Annotated in this window: 22 protein-coding genes; 8 read left to right on the top strand and 14 right to left on the bottom strand. The window is 38.7% G+C overall.

The features are described 5' to 3' along the window. Window positions 1-131: 131 nt before the first annotated feature. The 4 genes from RTR43_RS18280 to RTR43_RS18265 form a co-directional block, all read right to left on the bottom strand. Window positions 132-2,315, bottom strand: coding sequence for a peptidoglycan D,D-transpeptidase FtsI family protein (locus tag RTR43_RS18280; RefSeq protein WP_312473650.1), 2,184 nt, complete (start codon window positions 2,313-2,315; stop codon window positions 132-134). A gap of 185 nt (window positions 2,316-2,500) precedes the next feature. Next, the gene (locus tag RTR43_RS18275; protein ID WP_312473655.1) at window positions 2,501-4,594 is read right to left on the bottom strand and encodes a peptidoglycan D,D-transpeptidase FtsI family protein; all 2,094 of its coding nucleotides are present in this window, start codon (window positions 4,592-4,594) and stop codon (window positions 2,501-2,503) included. A gap of 213 nt (window positions 4,595-4,807) precedes the next feature. Next, the gene (locus tag RTR43_RS18270) at window positions 4,808-6,025 is read right to left on the bottom strand and encodes an MFS transporter (protein WP_312473649.1); all 1,218 of its coding nucleotides are present in this window, start codon (window positions 6,023-6,025) and stop codon (window positions 4,808-4,810) included. Window positions 6,026-6,146: 121 nt separating this feature from the next. Beyond that, window positions 6,147-6,755 (bottom strand): superoxide dismutase, encoded by a 609-nt coding sequence (locus tag RTR43_RS18265; protein ID WP_312473648.1) that lies wholly within the window; start codon window positions 6,753-6,755, stop codon window positions 6,147-6,149. A gap of 374 nt (window positions 6,756-7,129) precedes the next feature. Here RTR43_RS18265 and RTR43_RS18260 point away from each other — a divergent pair, with 374 nt between their 5' ends. Continuing rightward, complete coding sequence (locus RTR43_RS18260) at window positions 7,130-7,825, top strand: Crp/Fnr family transcriptional regulator (protein ID WP_312473647.1); 696 nt, start codon at window positions 7,130-7,132, stop codon at window positions 7,823-7,825. A gap of 27 nt (window positions 7,826-7,852) precedes the next feature. Here the strand turns inward: RTR43_RS18260 and RTR43_RS18255 are convergent, their stop codons facing one another. Next, entirely contained in the window at window positions 7,853-8,335 is a 483-nt protein-coding gene (locus tag RTR43_RS18255; RefSeq protein ID WP_312473646.1) for a DUF456 domain-containing protein, read from the bottom strand. 173 nt (window positions 8,336-8,508) lie between these two features. Here RTR43_RS18255 and RTR43_RS18250 point away from each other — a divergent pair, with 173 nt between their 5' ends. The 3 genes from RTR43_RS18250 (at window position 8,509) to ispG (ending at window position 10,931) form a co-directional block, all read left to right on the top strand. Next, window positions 8,509-9,285 (top strand): DUF1189 domain-containing protein, encoded by a 777-nt coding sequence (locus RTR43_RS18250; RefSeq protein ID WP_312473645.1) that lies wholly within the window; start codon window positions 8,509-8,511, stop codon window positions 9,283-9,285. Between the two features lie 97 nt (window positions 9,286-9,382). Continuing rightward, window positions 9,383-9,715, top strand: a complete 333-nt coding sequence (locus tag RTR43_RS18245) for a hypothetical protein (RefSeq protein ID WP_312473644.1) — start codon at window positions 9,383-9,385, stop codon at window positions 9,713-9,715. Between the two features lie 115 nt (window positions 9,716-9,830). Continuing rightward, window positions 9,831-10,931 carry a flavodoxin-dependent (E)-4-hydroxy-3-methylbut-2-enyl-diphosphate synthase gene (gene ispG, locus RTR43_RS18240; RefSeq protein ID WP_312473654.1) on the top strand — a complete coding sequence of 367 codons (1,101 nt, stop codon included), beginning with the start codon at window positions 9,831-9,833 and terminating at the stop codon, window positions 10,929-10,931. 57 nt (window positions 10,932-10,988) lie between these two features. On the opposite strand, the gene RTR43_RS18235 is transcribed toward ispG, so the two are convergent. After that, window positions 10,989-11,315 carry a hypothetical protein gene (locus tag RTR43_RS18235; protein WP_312473653.1) on the bottom strand — a complete coding sequence of 109 codons (327 nt, stop codon included), beginning with the start codon at window positions 11,313-11,315 and terminating at the stop codon, window positions 10,989-10,991. Window positions 11,316-11,722: 407 nt separating this feature from the next. Here RTR43_RS18235 and RTR43_RS18230 point away from each other — a divergent pair, with 407 nt between their 5' ends. After that, a complete protein-coding gene (locus RTR43_RS18230; RefSeq protein WP_312473643.1) occupies window positions 11,723-12,346 on the top strand; it encodes a hypothetical protein in 624 nt (207 codons plus the stop codon). A gap of 160 nt (window positions 12,347-12,506) precedes the next feature. Here the strand turns inward: RTR43_RS18230 and zur are convergent, their stop codons facing one another. From zur to RTR43_RS18215, 3 genes are read right to left on the bottom strand one after another with little or no spacing between them, the layout of a single operon-like run. After that, window positions 12,507-12,917 (bottom strand): zinc uptake transcriptional repressor Zur, encoded by a 411-nt coding sequence (gene zur, locus RTR43_RS18225; protein WP_248735691.1) that lies wholly within the window; start codon window positions 12,915-12,917, stop codon window positions 12,507-12,509. Beyond that, window positions 12,914-13,777, bottom strand: coding sequence for a metal ABC transporter permease (locus tag RTR43_RS18220; protein ID WP_312473642.1), 864 nt, complete (start codon window positions 13,775-13,777; stop codon window positions 12,914-12,916). The genes zur and RTR43_RS18220 overlap by 4 nt, the downstream gene beginning before the upstream one ends. A 2-nt stretch (window positions 13,778-13,779) precedes the next feature. Continuing rightward, on the bottom strand, window positions 13,780-14,547 hold the full coding sequence (locus RTR43_RS18215) for a metal ABC transporter ATP-binding protein (RefSeq protein ID WP_312473641.1): 768 nt from the start codon (window positions 14,545-14,547) through the stop codon (window positions 13,780-13,782). Between the two features lie 165 nt (window positions 14,548-14,712). On the opposite strand from RTR43_RS18215, the gene RTR43_RS18210 reads away from it, so the two are divergent. Next, entirely contained in the window at window positions 14,713-14,970 is a 258-nt protein-coding gene (locus RTR43_RS18210) for a DUF2624 domain-containing protein (RefSeq protein WP_312473640.1), read from the top strand. A gap of 36 nt (window positions 14,971-15,006) precedes the next feature. On the opposite strand, the gene RTR43_RS18205 is transcribed toward RTR43_RS18210, so the two are convergent. Together RTR43_RS18205 and RTR43_RS18200 are read right to left on the bottom strand one after the other, a co-directional pair. Continuing rightward, window positions 15,007-15,900 (bottom strand): deoxyribonuclease IV, encoded by an 894-nt coding sequence (locus tag RTR43_RS18205; protein ID WP_248735695.1) that lies wholly within the window; start codon window positions 15,898-15,900, stop codon window positions 15,007-15,009. A gap of 22 nt (window positions 15,901-15,922) precedes the next feature. Continuing rightward, on the bottom strand, window positions 15,923-17,239 hold the full coding sequence (locus RTR43_RS18200; protein ID WP_312473639.1) for a DEAD/DEAH box helicase: 1,317 nt from the start codon (window positions 17,237-17,239) through the stop codon (window positions 15,923-15,925). A gap of 264 nt (window positions 17,240-17,503) precedes the next feature. On the opposite strand from RTR43_RS18200, the gene vrrA reads away from it, so the two are divergent. Further along, a complete protein-coding gene (gene vrrA, locus RTR43_RS18195; RefSeq protein WP_312473638.1) occupies window positions 17,504-18,268 on the top strand; it encodes a VrrA/YqfQ family protein in 765 nt (254 codons plus the stop codon). Between the two features lie 138 nt (window positions 18,269-18,406). Beyond that, window positions 18,407-19,354, top strand: coding sequence for a 4-hydroxy-3-methylbut-2-enyl diphosphate reductase (locus tag RTR43_RS18190; RefSeq protein WP_312473637.1), 948 nt, complete (start codon window positions 18,407-18,409; stop codon window positions 19,352-19,354). 484 nt (window positions 19,355-19,838) lie between these two features. On the opposite strand, the gene RTR43_RS18185 is transcribed toward RTR43_RS18190, so the two are convergent. From RTR43_RS18185 to cccA, 3 genes are all read right to left on the bottom strand, one after another. Continuing rightward, complete coding sequence (locus tag RTR43_RS18185; protein WP_312473636.1) at window positions 19,839-20,954, bottom strand: Nif3-like dinuclear metal center hexameric protein; 1,116 nt, start codon at window positions 20,952-20,954, stop codon at window positions 19,839-19,841. Beyond that, window positions 20,941-21,660 (bottom strand): tRNA (adenine(22)-N(1))-methyltransferase, encoded by a 720-nt coding sequence (locus RTR43_RS18180; protein WP_312473635.1) that lies wholly within the window; start codon window positions 21,658-21,660, stop codon window positions 20,941-20,943. Before RTR43_RS18180 ends, RTR43_RS18185 begins: the two co-directional genes overlap by 14 nt. Before the next feature lie 90 nt (window positions 21,661-21,750). Continuing rightward, entirely contained in the window at window positions 21,751-22,119 is a 369-nt protein-coding gene (gene cccA / locus RTR43_RS18175) for a cytochrome c550 (protein WP_312473634.1), read from the bottom strand. Window positions 22,120-22,151: the final 32 nt, after the last annotated feature.

Below are 22,151 nucleotides of genomic sequence, written 5' to 3'. Positions count from 1 at the left end.
GGCTCCCGGACCTCCCCGCGGAAAGCGAGTGCCCAGAGCGGAAATCAACAGGCCTGTTAGCAGGGCCAATCCATCATTAAAAAACTAAATAACTAATATTGGACACCATGATTTAATCAATCTGAATCTGATCATTCGGAAGGGCTTTTTTCCTTATCCTCATTCATTTCTTTCTTTTGAAGTGGATCCTGTCCATCTATTCCTTCTTTGGCCCGCTTTTCTTTTAAATCAAAATAGGCTTTAAAAACTTCATCAGCTATTTCTAAATTAGTATGTGTTTTATCAGTAGTTGACCATGGGACGACAACTGATATAGCAATTTCAGGATTGTCGTAAGGTGCATAACCGGCAAAAGTTACATTCCATAACATGGGGTGACCTGGTAAGGGGCCATCATATAGAGCTTGGGCTGTTCCTGTTTTCCCAGCAATCTTATATTGTTTGTTTTTGATCGTACCGTATCCGGTGCCTTTTGGATCATTGACAACCAATTTCAATCCTTCTTGAACACGTTTAATCCATGCATCTTTCATATCAATTTTGTTCAAAATTTTAGGATTTATTTCTTGAATAATCGGACCCAATTCATCTGTATTACTATTTGACTCACGAATTTCTTTTGCTAAGTGCGGTTGAATCCTAAAACCACCATTTGCAATCGTAGAAATATACTGAACAAGCTGCAGTGGTGTATAGGTGTCATATTGTCCTATGGCATAGTCCAAAACTTTACCGGCGTCAGGCGGAATTTGACCAACACCGTATCCCGTTTGTTCACCAGGTAGATCAATGCCTGTCCTAATCCCTAATCCAAATTGAGCAAAATTATTTCTTAATTTGTTTATCGCGGCAATTTTGTCTATGCTTAACGGACCATCGGGAATATACGTTTGTTGTCCGCCAATTTTCATAGCCGTTAAGAACATATAGACGTTCGATGATCTTTTTAAAGCGTATAAATCATCAATTTGGCCAAAACCAGTCGTGTCCCAGGATTTTTTAACATTTGTTCCCTTAAACTTCAATGGTCGGTCATTTTGACTCTCCCCTGGAGATATCGCACCTGTTTGGTATCCCGTTAAAACGGTTGCTCCCTTAACGACAGAACCCATTGAATAGGAAGTGGTCATGTTTCCTAATGCAAAATCATTCACTTCGGTTTTGTTTGTCTCATTATCCTTAACATATTGTTTACCAGCCATAGTAAGCATATCTCCAGTTTTAGGATTCATAACAGATACTAATGCTCGATCCATATATGGCTGACCAACTTTGGCTTTACTAAGTTTATCTTGAATAATCTCATCAATCTTTTGTTGAAGTTCAATATCGAGTGATAAAACTAAGTCTTTTCCACTCTTTCCTTCTATAAATATATTAGATTTGGAAACGTTGCCTGATTTGTCGGTAATATTCTTTACGACTTCCTTTTGACCTTGGAGGACATCTTCATACTGCCACTCAAGATAGCTTTTTCCTACACGATCGTTACGACTATAACCCTTAGCTAGTAAGTAATCAAGGCTATCATTTGGTAAGCCTTCTTTTGAACTAGTGACTTTTCCTAAAACCGAACTTAATGTTCCATTCCCTTCATTATCTTTAAATACTTGGAACCTATCCCAATCTGTTGTGGTGTCCACCCCTGGTAAGAACTCAAGGCTTTCGCTAACAACTGCAAATTCTTCCTTCGTTACATTTTTATTTTTAATGATTTGCGGTGATAGCGTTGTCCCTCTATACATCTCACTAAAAATTGCTAATACCTCTAGTTCCTGCTTGGTAAAAGAATTTAACTCATTGTCAGTAATTCTTTCTCTTGTTAAGTTATATATTTCTTTATCATATTCTTTTTTATCCAACTCTTTTTTCTTTAGTCTGTCTTCATCCTCTTTGGTTATCTTAGCCTTAGCTTCCTTTGGATGTTTTATTATCCAAAAATCTTGACGATCACGTTTTGTAATGGATTTAAAATCTTCCTCTGTGTCTTTATTAATTAGTTTAGCTAGTTTTTTTGCAGTGGCTAACATTTCTTCTTGTTTAACTGATTTAGTCCGTGTGTAAGTAATAGCAATTAAAGGTTTGTTTCCAACAACTAACTTTCCATTCGTGTCATAAATTTTTCCTCGTGGCACAGACGAATTTACTGATATAACCTCATTTTGTTCTATCTCACGCTGATAATCTTCTCCAAAGACAATCTGTATTGTTCCAAGTCTCAGAATTAACGTTGCAAATAGAACAAAGACTACAAAAAATAGTATGTTTATTCTAATTGATATATTAATATTTTTTTTCTTCTTATTTTCCTTCAATTTGTATATCCTCCTACTTTTTCTCCCCCTTCCATATTAAAGGAAAAAGCATTCTTGTTCTATAGGCGATTTTAAAAATACTTGGGCTCTTTTTGATAAACAAGCAAATTATTGTAGTTTTTGTATCACTGATTAGTTGATAAAGAAAAACACCTGCCTCAAAATGAGACAGGTGTTTCAAATTATTATTGGCCGGTTTGCTGGGTGTTTTGATTGCTGTCAGTATTTTGTGTTTGCTGGTCAGAAGCTGCCGTGCCTTCATTACCCGAACGTGTTTTCTTCAAGTCAAAGTATGCATCTAACACCCTTTTTCCGATGATGTTATTAACGCTTGGACCGCTATTGCCCTGGTATGCCCATGGCACAACAACAGCCATTGCAACTTCAGGATTATCAGATGGTGCAAAGCTTACTAGACTTAAATTCATGACAGGTGTTCCCCACTGACTCCGATTGGAACCATAATAAAACGCCTGTGCTGTTCCTGTTTTTCCAGCTGGATGATAGGGTGCACTCTTAAAAGTACCCACAGCAGTACCGTCACCAACCTGCATCACCATTCGAAATCCTTCTTGAACACGCTTGATCCATTCATCCTTCATATCGACACGATTTAGTACGGTTGGTTCAATCTCTTTAACAATTGGGCCTAATTCATTATTTTCCGTAACTGGTTCGCGAATTTCCTTCACAATATGCGGTTGAATCCGGTATCCGCCATTTGCTATAGTCGAAACGTATTGGGCAAGCTGCATGGGAGTATACATATCATACTGGCCTATGGCAAGGTCCATCAGTAAACCAGGTTTTGTCTCAGTCCCTGTAACCCCAGGTGTTTCATTGGGAAGGTCAATCCCCGTTCTCGTACCAAGACCAAACTCACTGAACGTCTTGCGCATCGTATCAAAGGCAGTAATATCGATTGGCAGTGGTTGATTGGGTACATAATGTCCATGTGCCATTGCAATAACAGTTTTCCACATATAAACGTTGGACGATACCTGAAGAGCCCTTAAGTCATTAATTCTTCCAAAGGTTTTCCAAGATTTCTTTACTTTTGTGTTTGCTATCTTTATTGGTTCATCCACTTGGGTATCCCCAGGACTAATCGCCCCCGTTTTATAACCGGTTAGAATGGTCGCACCTTTAACAGCAGAACCAACGTTATAGGAGGAGGTGAAATTCCCAAGAGCATAGTCATCCATAACCGTTTTTCCCTTGTCATCCTTATGGATTTGCTTGCCGGACATCGATAGAATTTCACCTGTGTGAGGATCCATTACGACAACAAAGGCCCGGTCTAATAGGCCGGTATTTGGTTTTTTCTTGGCATTCCACATTTCTTCTTCAATAATTTTATCTACCTGTGTCTGAAGATCCATGTCAATGGATAAAACAAGATCACTTCCCCGTTTCCCTTCAGAAACCACTTCTGTAGATAATATTTTCCCAGACTTATCGGTAACATTTTTTACCTTTGCCTTTTGACCATGAAGGACATTTTCGTATTGCAATTCCAGATAACTTTTTCCTACTCGATCATTTCGACTGTAATCTTGGGCAAGATACTTTTCGACCTCATCCTTTGGCAAACCTGATTCTGAGGACGAAACATCACCGAGAATAGATTTTAACGTATCTCCAAAAATATAGTTTCGAACCCAATCTGTTGTTGTATCAACACCCTGAAGATTCTCTAAATTTTCACTGACGGCAGCGAATTCTTCCGGGGTTACATCTTTATTTTTGACAATTTGCGGTGTTAAGGCGTACCCACTATTAAATTGCTTTAAAATGGCAATCGTTTTGAGTTCATAATTATTAAAACTAGCGATTTCAGATTCGGGAATTCTTTTAAGCTGCAAATTATAAATTTGCTTATATTCATATTTTTTTTCGTCGTATAACGTCCATTCTTTTTTGGTGATTAATTTTTTTGCTTTGTCAGGATTATTTAAAATCCAGTAATCTTGTTTATCGCGTTCACGGACTTTTGTCGTATCAATACTAATGATATTTGCCAGTTTTTTAGCTGTATCGAGCATTTCCTTTTGATTGGCATTCTGGTATTTAGTATAAGTGATCGCATTCATTGGGGTATTGTCGACAATAGTTTTTCCATTTCGATCAAACATTTTCCCCCTTGGTACTGGATTACTAACGGTTATATCTTCAGTCCGCTGAAGTTCACGTTTAAAATCATCGCCAAAAACAATTTGAATTTCACCGAGACGAAATATCAAAATAGAGAATAGGATGAACACAACAAAGAATACCATGTTCAAGCGAAAGGAAACATGTGACTTCTTCTTTTTCTTTTTCTTATTCAATGTTTAAATACACTTCCTTTTTACAACGCTTAACGATACTTTCTCTATTTTATTAGATAATGCTCCATTTTTCTATGAATAACCCTTACCAATTTTTAAAAGAATAGCCAAAGCACCCGAGGGCACTAAGAAAAAATGCGATGAGTATAAAAACTCATCGCATTACGCCACAGGTAATTGTACCTTCTTAATGAAAAAATAAATCATTGAATGACCTGCACCCAAAAACAATAGTAAAATGGGAATGCTTCTGTCTTCATTAAACCAAGTTACTGCGGCTAAAAAGGCCAGGATCGAAACAATCCGCCCTAAATTTAAGAATATTTCACGGACAACAATGTACTCGATTCTCATTTCTGCCGCCTTCCACCCTATTCCAATCACATCGTATGTAGTTGAATTATACGGAACGAGCAGGAGTGGATAAGCAATTGCAATCATACCGGCATAAATTAACAGCTTAGCAAAATTCATATCCCAGACAATCAGCAGGACGGCTGCATAGAGGATAATCCCGCCAATAAGAATCGCTTTTTTTCGATGATTTTTCTTAATAAACCTCGAGGCTAAATAGTAGGCAACAAATGATATTCCCGAATTAATCAGACCAAAAGTCCCTAACGACAGTTCACTCCCCGTTGAAATATAAACAAAGACAGAGATAACAAATAAAAACGTCCCTTCCCTTAAGCCCTGGAAAAAATGAGCATTTGTAATGAGACGCCAATTTTCATTTAGTTTTCTTTCTTCTAAAATCCTTTTAAAACAATAACTTCCCGCCGCAGGTCGTGGTTTCAATGAAAAACTCATAAACACCGCAAGAGCAAATAAAGCTAATGACAAGCCAAAAACAATGGTATAACCGGTGAACTTTTCAAATCTTGTAATGATGAATCCTGCAGAAAGCGGGCCAATCATTCCTCCAGCAGACGATAACGCCCCTAAAAATCCATTAAAAAAATCCCTCGTCTCCGGTTCAGTGATTTCAAAGGTTAAAACATTAAAGGCAAGCCAATAAAAACCGTAGCCAATGCCAAGAAGGCTTCCTAAAACAAGTAAATACGTGGCTGCTTTTGATCCTGTTACTAAAACTGCGAGGTAAAAAAGCGCCAAAAAGATAACACCAATTCTAAGGACAATCACCCTGTCAATTTTTTTGGCCCATCGGCCCGCTAAAATAAATGTTAGAGGCTGCAATACGACGATTGAGAGATTATAAAGGGCCAAATCCGAATACTTTCCCGTTTGTTTCCAAAGATAAATATTCACAAAAGTGTTGGATAGAGCGATGCTTAATGAATATAACCCACCAATAATTAGCAGTAGTGACAAATCTTTTGTTAGTTCTACATCACCTAAAATCTTAAATTTTTTTGCCATAAAAACTCCCCTTTATCTAAAGGGTAGTCTTTAACAAGTCAGTAGTTCTTATTCAAACTTCCAGGAAATAGACAAAAAAAGGCAGCTTTCAGCTGCCTTTTTTCACAATAATCAAATTCAATTATTTTGCTGCGTTATAACGCTTAGCTACTTCGTCCCAGTTAACGACATTCCAGAATGCACCGATATAGTCTGGACGCTTGTTTTGATATTTTAGGTAGTAAGCATGCTCCCAAACATCAAGACCAAGAAGAGGCGTTTTACCTTCCATTAATGGAGAATCTTGGTTAGGAGTGCTAGAAACCTCTAATTCACCATTATTCACAGATAACCATGCCCAGCCGGAGCCGAAGCGAGTCGTTGCTGCTTTTGCAAACTCTTCTTTAAAGTTTTCAAGGCTGCCAAATTTATTGTTGATAGCATCTGCTAACTCACCAGCAGGGGCACCGCCGCCATTTGGAGAAAGAATTTGCCAGAATAAAGAATGGTTAGCATGGCCGCCGCCATTGTTACGTACGGCAGTACGGGCAGCTTCCGGAACAGCATCTAAGTTTGAAATAACTTCTTCAACAGATTTCGATAATAGTTCTTCATTACCTGCTAAAGCATTGTTTAAATTAGTCACATAAGTGTTGTGGTGTCTAGTGTGGTGAATATTCATTGTTTCTTTATCAATGTGTGGCTCAAGTGCATTTTCTGCATAAGGTAATTGTGGTAATTCAAATGCCATGGTAATTCCTCCTATGTAAATCGTATTTTTTAGCTTTAGCGTCACCTAAAAATCAAAATGATTTTTAAGAATATTTCTAAAGCTTTATTCTAAAGATACCAAAATTGGTTAAGCGATTCAAATAAAATGCTTAGATTCCCAACACCAATACATTACCCATTGGAATCATTTTTATTCGCAAATTTTATATAAAAACGAAAACCAAAACATCAGCTATCATTTTTCGAAAAATTGTCATGATTCACCAGAACAGCATTCTGTCAACGATTTTTGTCATATCCCCCTATACTTATTTCCAGTTCATGTAAATCCCTTATTGACATGTTGTTAATAATTCATTTTAATCAAACTGAAAGGGATAAAGGGTGATAAACATGCAAGATACCAATTTTTCTATATATAGTTTAATGGTTCAATTTTTCCAAAAAAGAGAACCCATCCAAAAAGTCAAATCAGGCTCCGTTCTATTTCAGGAAAAGGAATCTGCCCAATATGTGTACTTATTGCTTAAAGGAAGTATTGCGCTTGGAAGAGTCCATTTGCGAGGAAAAGAATTTATTTTAAAAATCTTAAACGATAGAGAACTCATTGTCGATTATCAGCTTTTTAAGGCAAATCCCCGCTATCAGTTTTATGCCAAAACAATAACCGACTGCGAACTCCTAATCATAAAAAGAGAGCAATTTGAAGAATTTGTTTTAGCGGACCCCGAGGCAATGAATGCTCTTGTTTCTTGGCTAAGTACTGGATATTTAAAGGCTCAGATGAAATGCCAGGACTTAATTATGAACGGGAAGAAAGGTGGCTTATACTCCATCCTCATCCGCCTTTGCAACACTTATGGGGTAAAAACAGAGGATGGCATCCTGATTAACCTGCCGTTAACACATCAAGAGTTAGCCAATCTAACATACGGAACCAGGGAAGTCATTCAACGCTCCTTAAAAGATCTTCGTGAGAAGGATATTATTTCTTACGAAAACCAATTGTTCACCGTGAAAAACTTAAGCTATTTAAGAGAAGAAGTTGATTGCCAAAATTGTTCCTTTGAAATTTGCGGGATTAATTAGGAAAAGCCACCCCACAGGTGGCTTTTATTATAAAACAACTATAAAAAAGTAGGCAATCATAATTACTTGAATGATCGCTTTTGTCAAAACACTGCTTATAAAGCCAATAACAGAGCCAAAACCTATCTTTAAGCTGTCGCTAAAATTTCTTTTGTTAAAGATTACTTCAGCAGCAATCGCTCCGATAAACGGGCCAATGAGGATTCCGAGAACAGGGATAACAAATGGTCCAAGGATAATACCAATCGTACTTCCCCAAATTCCTGCTTTAGAACCGCCATATTTTTTTATTCCAATCATATTGGCAATATAATCTGCGACAAACAAAAGCACAATGAACAAACCCTGAATAACCCAAAACAGCCAATGGAATGACTCGAAACTAAAGAAGACGCCATATAATAAAAACCCAGCTAACAAAAATAATACACTGGGGATGATGGGGTACACCAGTCCGACGAAAGCAACAATAAAAAGAACACTTATGACAATCCAATAAACAATCTCCATATCTTCCATCCTTCTTTAATTTTTCTTGTTAATTTAGCCAACTTTTCTTTTCGTACACTATCAACTAGATACGGATAACAATAAATTTAGTTTCACAAATAATTGGACATTCTTGTGTATACCGTTCACAAAAGCTACAATAGAATGGTGAATCTGTGTAAAGGTGGTCCAGTATGAATATTTTTAAACAATTAATTAAAAGTATCTATTCTCCAAAGGATATTGCCCTATTTCGTTTTCAAGGAATCGGAAAAACCATTTTATTTGTCTTCTTCTTGACATTAATTTCTATTCTGCCATCAATTATTTTTTTTAGTACCGCCCTTTCTACTGGAATAAATTCCGCTAGAACCATTATAAGTGATGAATTACCTGCTTTTTCAATAAAGAACGGTCAACTTACTGCCGATACAAAGGTTCCCGTTACGAGTAATCAAGATGACTTAACGATTATTCTCGATCCAACAGGGGCAGTTTCAAACACTGATGTTGAGAATGAAGGAAATGCCTTTGCTTTATTAAAGGATGAATTTGTCCTTGCTTCAGGGGGCAGGAGTAATACATATCCTTATTCCATGCTACAGGGGTTAAATTTCTCTAAAGAAGATTTGCTGAAATTTATTGATATAATGGGTGAAAATCAGGGGATTATCATCCCAATTATCTCCGTGTTACTCTTTTTATTTTCTAGTGCAGCCAGTTTTATCGAAGTTTCCGTTCTAGCATTAATTGGATTAGCATTAAAAAACCTGTTAGGCAGAAAGTTAACATATCGGCAATTATGGAGAATGGCCGCCTACAGCGAAACCTTGCCTACTCTATTTTTCACCATTATGGCTGCCATTAAAACAACGGTACCTAACAGTTTTATGATTAATTGGTTAGTCGTGATTATCGTCTTATACTTAGCTATTAACGAAATACCGAAACCAAAACAGAAGATTAATTAAAAAGCGTCCATTGGATGCTTTTTTTTTATCCTGAGGTTCTTTTTGAAAGTGGACAAGCATAGGAATGTACAAATATTCCATTTTGGAGGCTTGTCCGATGAAAAAAATTTTGGGTTTCCTATTCGCTGTTCTTGTCATATATGTTATTTATTTCGATTTAACAATTGGCACGCTTCCAACTGCATCAATTCAGCAGCAAGTGGATGCCAACGTTAAAACAACAGGAAAACCAAAAATCGATATTCCCTCCTTTGACGCAAAAGTAAAGCCTGGTGAAACAGTGATCTCAATTGTTGAGCATAAGATAAATAAACCACTGCCGATTTCAATTGCCGATCTGATAGTCGACTTTCGTAAACTAAATCCTGGTCAAACACCTGAAAAAATTCAAACTGGGTCTACCTATCATTTTCCTGATTACTCACACTAAAGCGGATAGACGCTAATTCTTGTCAAAAACAGTAGTAGACTGATAAAATAGAGTCGAATTGTTTTTTATCCCCTATTCGAATTCCAATTAAAGGAGCGAATGAAAGTTGAATGAAATTATCCATCGCACAAAGACCCGACCAATAAAAGTTGGTAATTTAACGATTGGCGGGAGCAATGAATTAATTATACAAAGTATGACAACAACCAAAACCCATGATGTTGAGGCAACTGTTGCTGAGATAAAACGCCTAGAGGATGCAGGCTGTCAAATTGTTCGAGTTGCCTGCCCGGATGAACGTGCAGCAAATGCCATCCCAGAAATCAAAAAAAGAATTAATATTCCCCTTGTTGTTGATATTCACTTTGATTATAAATTAGCCCTCAAAGCGATTGAAGGCGGGGCTGATAAAATCAGGATTAACCCTGGGAACATTGGGAAACGGGAAAAGGTTGAAGCAGTCGTAAAAGCCGCAAAAAAACGCGGTATTCCAATCCGAATTGGGGTAAATGCTGGTTCTCTTGAAAAGAAGATACTAGACAAATACGGTTATCCAACTGCAGATGGTATGGTTGAGAGTGCGCTCCACCATATTAAAATTCTTGAGGATTTAGATTTTCATGATATTATCGTCTCTATGAAGGCATCTGACGTAAATCTGGCAATTGAAGCTTACGATAAGGCAGCACGAGCTTTCGATTATCCGTTGCATTTAGGAATAACTGAATCAGGAACACTTTTTTCCGGTTCTGTAAAAAGCGCTGCAGGACTTGGTGCCATCATCAATAAAGGAATTGGAAACACACTTCGGATCTCCTTAAGTGCCGACCCTGTTCAAGAGGTAAAAGTAGCACGAGAGCTCTTAAAGGTATTTGGTCTTTCATCTAATGCTGCAACACTTATTTCTTGTCCAACCTGCGGACGTATCGAGATTGACCTGATTAGTATTGCAAATGAAGTCGAGGAATATATTCAAAATATTAAGGCACCCATAAAGGTTTCAGTCCTTGGCTGCGCCGTTAATGGACCGGGTGAAGCTCGAGAAGCTGACATCGGTATTGCTGGTGCACGCGGGGAAGGACTATTATTCCGGAAGGGCGAAATTGTCCGAAAGGTCCCGGAAGCGCAAATGGTTGAAGAATTGAAAAAGGAAATCGATCAAGTCGCAGAAGAATACTTCCGGAAAAAAGCCGAGGAAGAAAAAATAACAAAATAAACATTAAGAAACCCGGTGATTTTACCGGGTTTCTTTTTGCTCCTATGCAGTATCGTGTTAAAAAAAGGGAAGAATAAAGATACCGACAATTATCGACATCGCCCCAATTCCGATTGCCCATGCACCAAGTCCTGTAGCACCTCTGCTTCTTGCAATGAACCCTAACACAATACCTGCAGCACCAAAAAGAATAGGCATTACAAACAGTGATAAAATCGAAAGCGCTAAAGCAAGTGTACCCATTCCGGTTCCACCTGCAGTCGTTTCCCTTTCGTCATCCCGTTCTCTTCCTCGTACGACTGGAACAGGCGCCGCAATTTCTGCGGCTGTTTCTTCCTGATAAGCTGATTTAATTGGTACCGTAGCACCTATTTCTGGAGACATTTCTTCTTTATAGGCTGAAGATTTCATTGGAACAGACGCACCAATTATCGAGTCAGCATTTTCCCTATTTGTTGTGGATTCAGTCGTTACTGGTTGATCATTTTCCGCTGCTGCATCCCTAAACTCTGAAGGGAAATTTGGGATATCTTCACCGATATTAGCATTTTGGAGAGCTTCTTGTACTTTCTTGTCTCTTTCATCTGCCATCCGAATCCCTCGCTTTCAGTAATAGGAGCATTTATTATTGTTTGCCCTTATCGCAATTTTAATATGTTAATGTTTGTCACATCTAGTTAATCATTTCTTCTCCAGATGAGATTTTCCACTAAATAGATACTTTATTGAAACCTCGACTTTGGTAAAATAAAAGTAGATAATCTACAGCAATTTGAAGGTGAGCATAACTAATGAAAAAAAGATTTGGAATGGACATCGATGGGACAATCACATGCCCTAAATCAATAATACCTTATATTAATAAAGCTTTTTGCATGAACATTGCTTATGAGGAGGTTGATCAATACGAATTAACCCCCTTCGTTAATGTTCCTGAAGAGGTATTTGCAAAATGGTTTAGCGAAAATGAACCGATTATTTACCAGGGCTCCCCGCCCGCACATGGCGTAATAAAAGTACTTAATAACTGGAAAAAGGACCATGAATTGTATTTTATTAGTGCGCGATCATCCTATTTATTAGAAGTGACTGAAAAATGGTTCCTTGATCATCGATTAACTTTTGATCACATCGAACTAATCGGTTCCCATGATAAAGTTGAAACAGCCAAAAAGCATGAAGTGGATATCTTTTTTGAAGATAAACATGATAATGCCGTAATGATTCATGAAGAATGCCAAATTCCTGTTATATTATTTGATACACCTTATAATCAGCAACCAATTCCAAAAGGTGTCATCCGCGTCAATGATTGGAAAGAGGCAAATATTTGGGTAGAAAACTGGCTAAAGAACGAAAAATATCGCCAACAACTGGTTTTGGAACATAATAAGAAAAGCGCAAGCGCCCGTTAAGCGGCGTATGGACTGGAACACTTTGACTTATCGTAGGGAAAAGGGCGAAGTACACTAGCCGCTGGGCGCTGGAGCTGGACAATTCTCAAAGTCGAAAATCTTATACTTTCATATTTTTTAACAAAAAAACTCGCCGTTTTTGAAATTGGCGAGTTTTCTTTTACAAGCATTCTGGACAACGTCCATAAATCTCGAATTTATGTCCGGAAATATCATATCCTTTTAAGTTTTCGCTTAATCCATTCATAGGGCATGTATCAATTTCTTTCGTTTTGCCACAGTCAAGACAGATAAAATGATGGTGATGTTGGTGTCTAGAACAAGTAAAGCGGAAGTGCTTTTCTCCTGATAACTCGGTCATTTCTAAAATCCCCATATTCACAAATAACGTCAAGTTTCGATAAATAGTATCAAAGCTCAAGCCCGGATATTCATCCTTTAACTGATCAAGGACTTCCTTTGCCGTTAAATATTTATCACTATCAGCAAATAGTTGAAGCATATCTTCACGTTTTCCTGTCTGTTTAAATCCATGTTCTTTTAAATATTGAATAGCCTCCTGTACGTTCACTTGGCTGCCCTCCCTATATCTACGTGTTTATTAATCATTATTTTTTTATAAAAGATTACCAACACTAATATTAGCACCGCTAGCATGACAATGGTTCCACCAGGAGCTAGGTCTAGATAATAGGCTGTGAAAAGCCCTCCAAGCACGGAAATTTCCCCAAAAAGGATGGATAAGAATATCGTCTGTTTAAAACCTTTAGCAATGCGAATACTTGCTGCAACTGGTAACGTCATTAACGAGGAAACCAAAAGGATCCCGACAATTCTCATCGAAGCCGCAATCACAAGCGCAACCATGATAATAAATATGAAATGAATGCTTTTCGCTGCAATTCCTGAGGCCTTCGCATGCTCTTCATCAAATGAAAGTAAAAATAGCTCTTTATACAATGAAATAATCACGATAATGACTACGATACTAATGATAAAAATAACCCATAAATCGGCCCGGCTGACGGCGGATACACTTCCAAATAAATAACTGAATAAATCAGTATTAAATCCATTTGCCAGCGAAATAAAAATAACCCCGAGCCCAATGCCACTTGAAAGGATAATTGGAATCGCCAATTCTTGATAGTGTTTATAGACACCTCTTAGTTTTTCAATGAACAATGATCCGCCCACTGAAAAAGCCATCCCTAAGTAAAGAGGATTTAGACCTGCCATCATCGGAAAATTTCTTTCGATGAGTAGGCTTGCAGCAATACCTGCCAGTGTCACATGACTAAGGGCATCAGCAATCAAGGATAATCTTCGAACGACGATAAATACCCCAAGGAGCGGGGCAAGGATTCCGATCAGTATCCCTGTTAGGAAAGCATTTTGTAAAAATTCATAATGAAAAAGTCCTTGAATCATTTTTAAACGCCTCCGTGCTCATGGTGATGGGCAAGCAAATGAACATCATGACCATAAAACTCAGAAACACCTTCAGTTCTAAGCTGTTCAAATTCCTTTGTTTCACCGTGAAAATGCAAATGCTTATTTAAACAGGCAACATGTGAGACCCTATCCGATATCGTACCAATATCATGGGTAACCAATAGGAGGGCGATATTTCTGCTCTTATTTAATTCACCAAGCATTTGATAGAAAGAATTGACATTCTCGGCATCGACCCCAACAGTTGGTTCATCAAGGATAAGCAGCCGTGGTTCACTCACAAGGGCGCGGGCAATAAAAATCCTTTGCTGCTGTCCACCTGAGAGTTCGCCAATATTTCTGTTACTATACCCTTTCATTCCGACAGCATCTAGAGCCTCGTTTACTTTTATTGCATGTTCTTTTTTAAAAAATGTAAACAGACCTAATTTTTTTGTTAAACCACTTGCGACGACTTCAAAAACAGTAGCTGGAAAACCTGTATTAAAGGAATTAGCCTTTTGCGATACATATCCAACTTGCTGCCAATCCTTAAACTTAGTTATTTCCTGACCAAATAAAAGAATCTGACCTTTTTGCAGCTTTAGCAAGCCTAATATTAACTTTAAAAGTGTTGATTTCCCTGACCCATTTGGGCCGACAATCGCCAAAAAAGAACCATAAGGAATAGTCATATTGATATTCTCAAGGACAGTATCTTTTTCATAGCGATAGGTTAGCTGTTTTATTTCAATAATTGATTGCATAGTCTTTATTCTCACCTTTAATTTTAAGAATCATTCCGATTTAACTTTAAGTAGTATACAATAGGCCCAACTAATTTGTAAAGGATACAGCCTGGTTGCTCTAACAATAATCGATTGTCACACTCCTGTATCTTCTTCATACATTAACATGGAGGAGTGGTGAGAGTGAAAATTTTTGAAAACATCATTAATCATAAGATTAACACGATTACAGCTGAAGAATTATTAAAGTACGCCCATCAATTTAATATTGCCGTTAGCAGGCATCAGGCTAGAAAAATCGCCGAATACTTAAAAGGGAAAAATGTGAATATATTTGATGATGCAGAGCGTGCACAATTAGTAAAACAAATAGCCAAATCAGCCGGACCCGAGACGGCACGTGAAGTTAATAAATTATTTCTACAGTTTACAAAACAGTAAAAGCTGTGCACTAGGCACAGCTTTTTGTTCCGATAATTATGCTTGGATAATTTTATCAAGTAAATCCGCGTCAAACTCTCTACTCTGAAGCATGGCTATTTCGAATTGATAGGGTGCTTTTTTATTATTTTTATCTTCACCTACATAGGGGGTTTCTAAAATTTTGGGCACATCAGCTAACTGTGGATGATGAACAATGTATTGGAGTGCCTGAAAACCGATATGACCAAACCCGATATTTTCATGTCTGTCCTTCCGCATACCCACTGCATTTTTGCTGTCATTAATATGGAGCACCTTTAATTTGTCGAGACCAATGATTTTATCAAACTCATTTAATACACCGTCAAAATCTTCGATAAGGTTATAGCCAGCGTCATGGGTATGGCAGGTATCGAAACACACAGACAACCTATCACTATAGTTGACACCATCGATGATCATCGCGAGTTCCTCGAATGACTTACCACACTCAGAGCCTTTTCCTGCCATTGTTTCCAAAGCAATTTGAACCTGCTCCTTACCCGTTAATACTTCATTTAAGCCCTCAATAATCTTCTTAATCCCCGCCTCTGTGCCTGCACCAACATGGGCCCCAGGGTGGAGGACAATTTGTTGTGCCCCAATCGCTTCTGTTCGTTCTATTTCACTGCGAAGGAACCTAACCCCCAATTCAAATGTGTCCGGATTGGTAGTATTGCCAATATTGATGATATAGGGCGCATGGACAACAATTTCGGAGATCCCGTTTGCCTCCATATGTCGTCTCCCTGCTTCAATATTTAGGTCTTCAATTTTCTTTCGTCTTGTATTTTGCGGTGCGCCCGTGTAGACCATAAACGTATTAGCGCCATATGATACCGCCTCTTCACTTGCAGCAAGCAGCATATTTTTCCCACTCATCGAAACATGTGAGCCAATTTTTAACATCCCTACCCTCTCCAATCCTTCCTTATTTCTTTCTCTGATCTATTTTTCTTTGACGTTTTTTAATTTTATCCATTTCCCATTGCATTTTCTTTTTATAGCCTGGTTTCACATTTTGCGGTTTCTTAATCATTGATTTGGCTTTTTTATCTGCCTCATCCTCTTTCCTCACGCGGGTCTTTCTTTTATTTCGATCATCCGCTTCGACAAAACCGTCTTTCTTTAGATCCACATAGTTAAATTGAATACCCATTTTTTCTAATCGATTTAATGCATCTTCATCGGAAAGTTCAAACACAGTAAGAGCAATCCCTGAATTTCCTGCTCGCGCTGTTCTTCCCACCCTGTGAATATAAAAATCTAAATCAGAAGGCAATTCATAGTTAATAACATGGCTGACTCCTTCAATATCAATCCCTCGGGAAGCTAGGTCAGTGGCAACAATATATTGGTATTCCAAATCCTGAATCTGTTTCATCATCTTTTTTCGTTCACGCGGGTTTAAATCACCATGAACGCGGCCAACCTTTAATCCTTTTCCAGTTAAAAAGCCGGCCACTTCTTCAGCCATTTTTTTGGTATTTGTAAAAACAATGGCCAAATATGGATTGTACTGAATGAGTGCATCATGAACAAGCTGCTTTTTATTACGATGCCTTGATGGCAGAAGATAATGCTGCAGGTTTTCAGCCGCTTTTCTTTTTGAATCAATCTGAACCGTCTTTGGATTTTCCATATATTTTTTTAGAAATGGTTTTAATTTCTCAGGAATAGTTGCTGAAAAAACAAGCATCTGCAGGTTTACCGGCATTTTAGCAGCTACTTGATCCATATCTTCAATAAATCCCATATCGAGCATCATATCTGCTTCATCCACCACCAGGATACTCGAAGTATGGATAAAAAGAGCCTTCTCAATCATTAGATCCTTAATTCTCCCCGGCGTTCCAACGACAATATGCGGCTGCACCTTCAATTTCTCAATTGTACGCTGCTTGTCCGTGCCCCCGACATAGCATCTTGTCATGATAGGGTTTTCCGGGTTGCATTGTTCTGTAACTTTCAGGATTTGGTGATAAATTTGGGTTGCTAGTTCTCTTGTCGGTGCGGTAATAACAGCCTGAACTTCCTGTCGCTGTGGATTGATTTTTTCAAGGATGGGTAAAACATAGGCAAATGTTTTACCAGTCCCTGTTTGCGATTGACCGATAGCACTTTCTCCCTTTAAAACGACTGGAATCATCCGCTCCTGAATTTCCGTCGGCTCAAAAAAGCCAAATTTATTCATGGATTCTATAATAAAAGACTGAAACTTAAAACGCTCAAATTGGTTTACTTTCATATAATTGCTCCTTATTTTAAAAATTCTCTAGTGATTATGACGTAGTTTTCTTCCCTCAGCATGAGCTTTCACTTTCTTTCCATCCTGTAATTATAGTAGAGTTTCTCTAAAATCACCAGTTAACATTTCTTTTATCCTCATCTTTTACCTTTCGTCCACTTTTTAAAAACGTAAATTTAGTTTTTTCTATGTGTTTAATACCTAAACCAAATTAGGTTAATTGCATATTTTAATGTATGAAGGATATTGAAAGGAGTAGTTTGTATGCAGCCAAGACCAAGAATGCCCATGCAAGGCGGGATGGGCCAAGGTCTGTTTGGAGGAAGAGGTCCAATGATGGGACCAGGCGGAAATCCATTTGGCGGGAGGGGACCGATGATGGGGGCTCCACCCAATTTTATGGGTGGTAGGAATCCGATGATGGGGCAATTGATGGGACCCTCACAAATGAATAGGGGCGGCGGTGGTTTACTCTCGAAAATTCTCGGCAGAGGAGGCACCCAAGCTGGCGGTCCAGGTGGTCTTTTGGGTATGCAAGGAGCAGGAAGAGCTGCAGGCGGCGGTCCAGGTGGTCTTTTGGGTATGCAAGGAGCGGGAAGAGCTGCAGGCGGCGGAGGCTTGCTCAAATCATTAAGTAATCCTGCAGGAATATCTGGCTTTCTGAACAATACCCAGCAGGTATTAAAGACAGCACAGTCAATTGGACCGATGGTTCAACAGTACGGCCCTATGGTCAGAAATATCCCAGCCATTTGGAAATTATATAGAGGCTTCAAAAATGCCTCAAAAAGCACTGAAAATTCATCAGATGAAACTAAAAAAGCAACAGAAGCATTTATCGATGAGTCGTCAAGCACTGAATCTAAAGAAAACAAGACTACCACCCGAGTAAAAACTAGCCGAAAAAAAGAACAACGGCCACGTTCTGAAAAAAGAAGTCAGCCTAGTTCCGAAAAAAGAAATAAGCCTAGCTCCGAAAAAAGAAATCACCACCAAAGGGGAACTTCGAGACCTAAATTGTATATATAAATCGAGAATGCTGAAAAACAGCATTCTTTTTTACTTCCCAAAGCTAAAAGGTAAAATGTATCTTTGTATTATATCTATTAGTTTTATATAATACATACATAGACTATTAAACAATGTCTTTTTAGGGGGACTTCCTATATGCAAATTATCAAAATCTCACCACGAGGTTACTGTTATGGTGTTGTCGATGCAATGGTTATTGCCAGAAATGCCGCATTAGATAAATCACTGCCACGGCCAATCTACATTTTAGGGATGATTGTTCATAATAAACATGTTACCGATGCTTTCGAAGAGGAAGGAATTATTACCCTTGACGGGAAAAATCGGAAAGATATACTCGATAAAGTAGAAAAAGGTACTGTTATTTTTACTGCACATGGAATCTCCCCGGAGGTACGGCAGCTTGCGAAAAAGAAAGGTCTTGTAACGATTGATGCAACCTGTCCTGATGTCACAAGAACACATGACCTGATTGAGGAAAAAACGAAACAAGGGTATCAAGTCATATACATTGGAAAAAAAGGACATCCTGAACCAGAGGGAGCCGTTGGTGTTGCTCCAGGTATGGTCCATCTTGTTGAAACTCCAAAGGATGTTGAAGCGTTAACATTGGAAAGTGATAACCTAATTGTTACAAACCAAACAACCATGAGCCAATGGGACGTTTCCGATACGATGAAAAAAGTAAAGGAAAAATATCCCCATGTAGAAGTTTATAATGAAATTTGCCATGCAACTCAAATCCGACAGGAAGCGGTTGCTGAACAGGCAACCGAAGCGGATGTGACTATTGTGGTTGGTGATCCGAAGAGTAACAATTCCAATCGATTAGCACAGGTTTCTGAGGAAATTGCCGGAACAAAGGCCTATCGTATTGCTGATATCACTGAATTAGAAATAGAATGGATTAAAGAGGCCAAAAATGTTGCAGTAACATCTGGAGCCTCCACCCCAACACCGATAACAAAAGAAGTGATTACGTTCCTTGAACAATTCGACCCAAATAATGAAGCTACCTGGGAACGCAGAAAAAAGGTCCAATTAAGCAGGATTCTACCACGGGTTAAAAAAGCTGAGGTTTAAAATAAGAAAAGCAAAAGCGCCCGTTTAGCGGCGTATAGACTGGAGCGCTTCGACTGAGATAAAGGAAAATCGAAAAGCGGAAGTGCCTTGCCCAGAGGCGACAGGCATAAGACGAGCCGGCGAGAAGGCTGTCTTTTAGCCTTCTTGACGGATTGACTTATGACCCTGAGCCCCTAGGCGCTGCAGCTAGACAACACGGAGAGCAATAGTGATCCGATGTTGACTTATCGTAGGGAGAAGAGCGAAGTCTACTAGCCGCTGGGCGCTGGAGCTGGACAATTCTCAAAGTCCAATGATATAAATTCTGATAGTATTAGAAAGAACCGTGTCATTGACCGGTTCTTTTTGTTTGTCTATGTTAAAAAATAGCTATTGTTTTAAAAACTTACTGCTCTTTTGATTAATATAAGCCCGATTGGCTACCGTTGGCTTCAGTATTTTGACTTTTCGGTCGCTTAGAACCCTAAAAAAGTTTCACAAAACTCTATAAAAATTGAAACGGGTCAGTATTTACTTCGGAAGGAAAAATCTCTACTTCAAAGCCTGATTCTTGGCACATCCATTGTAGCTTCGCTGTCAGACCTTTTTTCATTACCTTTTCAACGTTATGACCGGGATCAATCATATTCAAGCCTTGCATCATGGCGTCATGGGCAGTGTGATAATAAATATCTCCTGTCACATATACATCTGCCCCTTTAAACTTGGCATTCATGAAATATTTGTTGCCATCCCCGCCTAGAACAGCAACCTTTTTAACCTTCGTGGTTAAATCCCCCACTACCCGAACTTTTTCCACTTCAAGCGCTGTTTTGACTTTTTCCGCAAATTCACCAAGGGTCATTTCACTTACCTTGCCAATTCTGCCAAGCCCAAGCACTTCTCCTTGATTTTCCACTGAATATACATCATAGGCAACCTCTTCATATGGATGTGCCTTTATCATTGCGGTAATCGTCTTCTTCAAAAGCGGCTCAGGAACGATTGTCTCAATCCGAACCTCATCCACTTCTTCTAACTTGCCAGCTTGACCCAAGTAAGGGTTAGTATGATCCCCCGGCAAAAACCTGCCAGTACCATTTGCCGAGAAAGAACAATGGCTGTAATTACCAATAAACCCCGCCCCTGCATTGCCCAGGACTTGCCTGATTTCTTCCCCATGGCTGGTAGGAACAAAAACGACTATTTTCTTAAGCTTTGTTTCATATGTAGGCACGAGCACCTCTGCATCTTCTAACCCTAACGCTGCAGCCAAGAGATCATTTACTCCGCCCTTCGCTACATCCAGATTTGTATGTGCCGCGTACACTGCAATATCATGTTTTAATAATTTTTCAATCATTCTTCCCTGTACCGTATCAGTCAGTAAGTTCTTAAGTGGGCGATAAATGATGGGGTGATGGGCGATAATCAGCTGCACTTTTTTTTCGATGGCCTCGTCGATTACATTCTCGAGAACATCGAGGGCAATCATAATTCGCTCAACCTTTTGGTTTAAGCGGCCGATTTGTAAGCCTATCTTATCACCCTCCATCGCCAAACCCTTCGGTGAAAACTGTTCAAACAGCTGAATAACCTCATAGCCATTAGGATTCTTCATTCTTCAAAACCTCCTCTACTAATTTTATTTTTTCGCTTATTTCTTGCTTTTTTTCAATTGTCTCGACGGTTTCAGCTGCACCCTCAAGAGCAGCATATATGCGCTGCCAATTTTTCTTCTCAGCTGTCCATTTCTTAATAAATATTTCGTCCTGTTTTTTTACAAGTAATGGTCCTAATAAGAGTCCAGTTTCCAGATCTGATTTATAAGGTCTGTCAGGCACACCCTTTTCGCCAACCAAAACCTCATAAATCTTTCCGTCTTCTTCAATTATTTCTTCCGAGGTGAGCTCCCAGTTGTTATCCAAAAACCACTTCCGAATCGATATCGCACTGATATTTGGTTGTAAAATAAGACGATTGACTGAACCTAGCTTATCTTTTCCCCGTTCTAAAATATTTGTAATTAAGGCACCGCCCATTCCGGCAATTGTCACACAATCAACCTCACCAGATTGAATAACGTCAAGACCGTCACCCAAACGAACAGAAATAATTTCTGACAATCCTTCAGCTAAAACATTTCTTTCCGCCGATTGATAGGGACCTGCAGCCACTTCACCAGCTACGGCAAATAGTATCTCCGCGTTCTTCACTAAGTAACAAGGTAAATAAGCATGATCGGAACCAATATCCACCATTCTTGCTCCTTTGGGTACATATTTAGCAACCGTACCCAATCGGACTGATAACTTATCTGTATTCAAAAAAACCACCACTTTTTAATTTATGTATTTAGATTCTTTTAATTATAAAAAAAGTCCTTTACAGATGCAAAGGACCTTTCTTAATAAAACTTATTTAATTTTAGATACCCATTCTACCATCGCATCCATTTGTTCAGGTTTTACCAAGCCAGGTGGCATTCCTTTTGGACTACCATTGGTTAAAAATCCCTTGATTTGGTCTTTTGATAACTTGTCACCAATACCTTTTAACGCAGGGCCCATTCCCCCTTGATACTGATTACCGTGGCAACCAATACAACCGGCATTTTTATAAATATCCTCTGGGTTGGATGAAGCTACTTCTGTTGTCTTACCGCCTTCCCCTTTATCCTTAGCGACTTCTTTCATATCTCCAAGGCCTTTGAAGGACAAGATAAAGACAAGAACAATTCCAAAAACCAGGATGAGAATGTAAGGAATAACCGGATTTTTTTTCATGATATAACCTCCCTATGTACGTAAATCTGTTA

Origin of the sequence: Neobacillus sp. (genome assembly GCF_031988165.1) — a bacterium.
Classification (GTDB): Bacteria; Bacillota; Bacilli; order Bacillales; family Cytobacillaceae; genus Neobacillus; species Neobacillus rhizosphaerae.
Note: the sequence above shows the minus strand (reverse complement) of the source record. Positions and strands in the feature narration are given on the sequence as shown.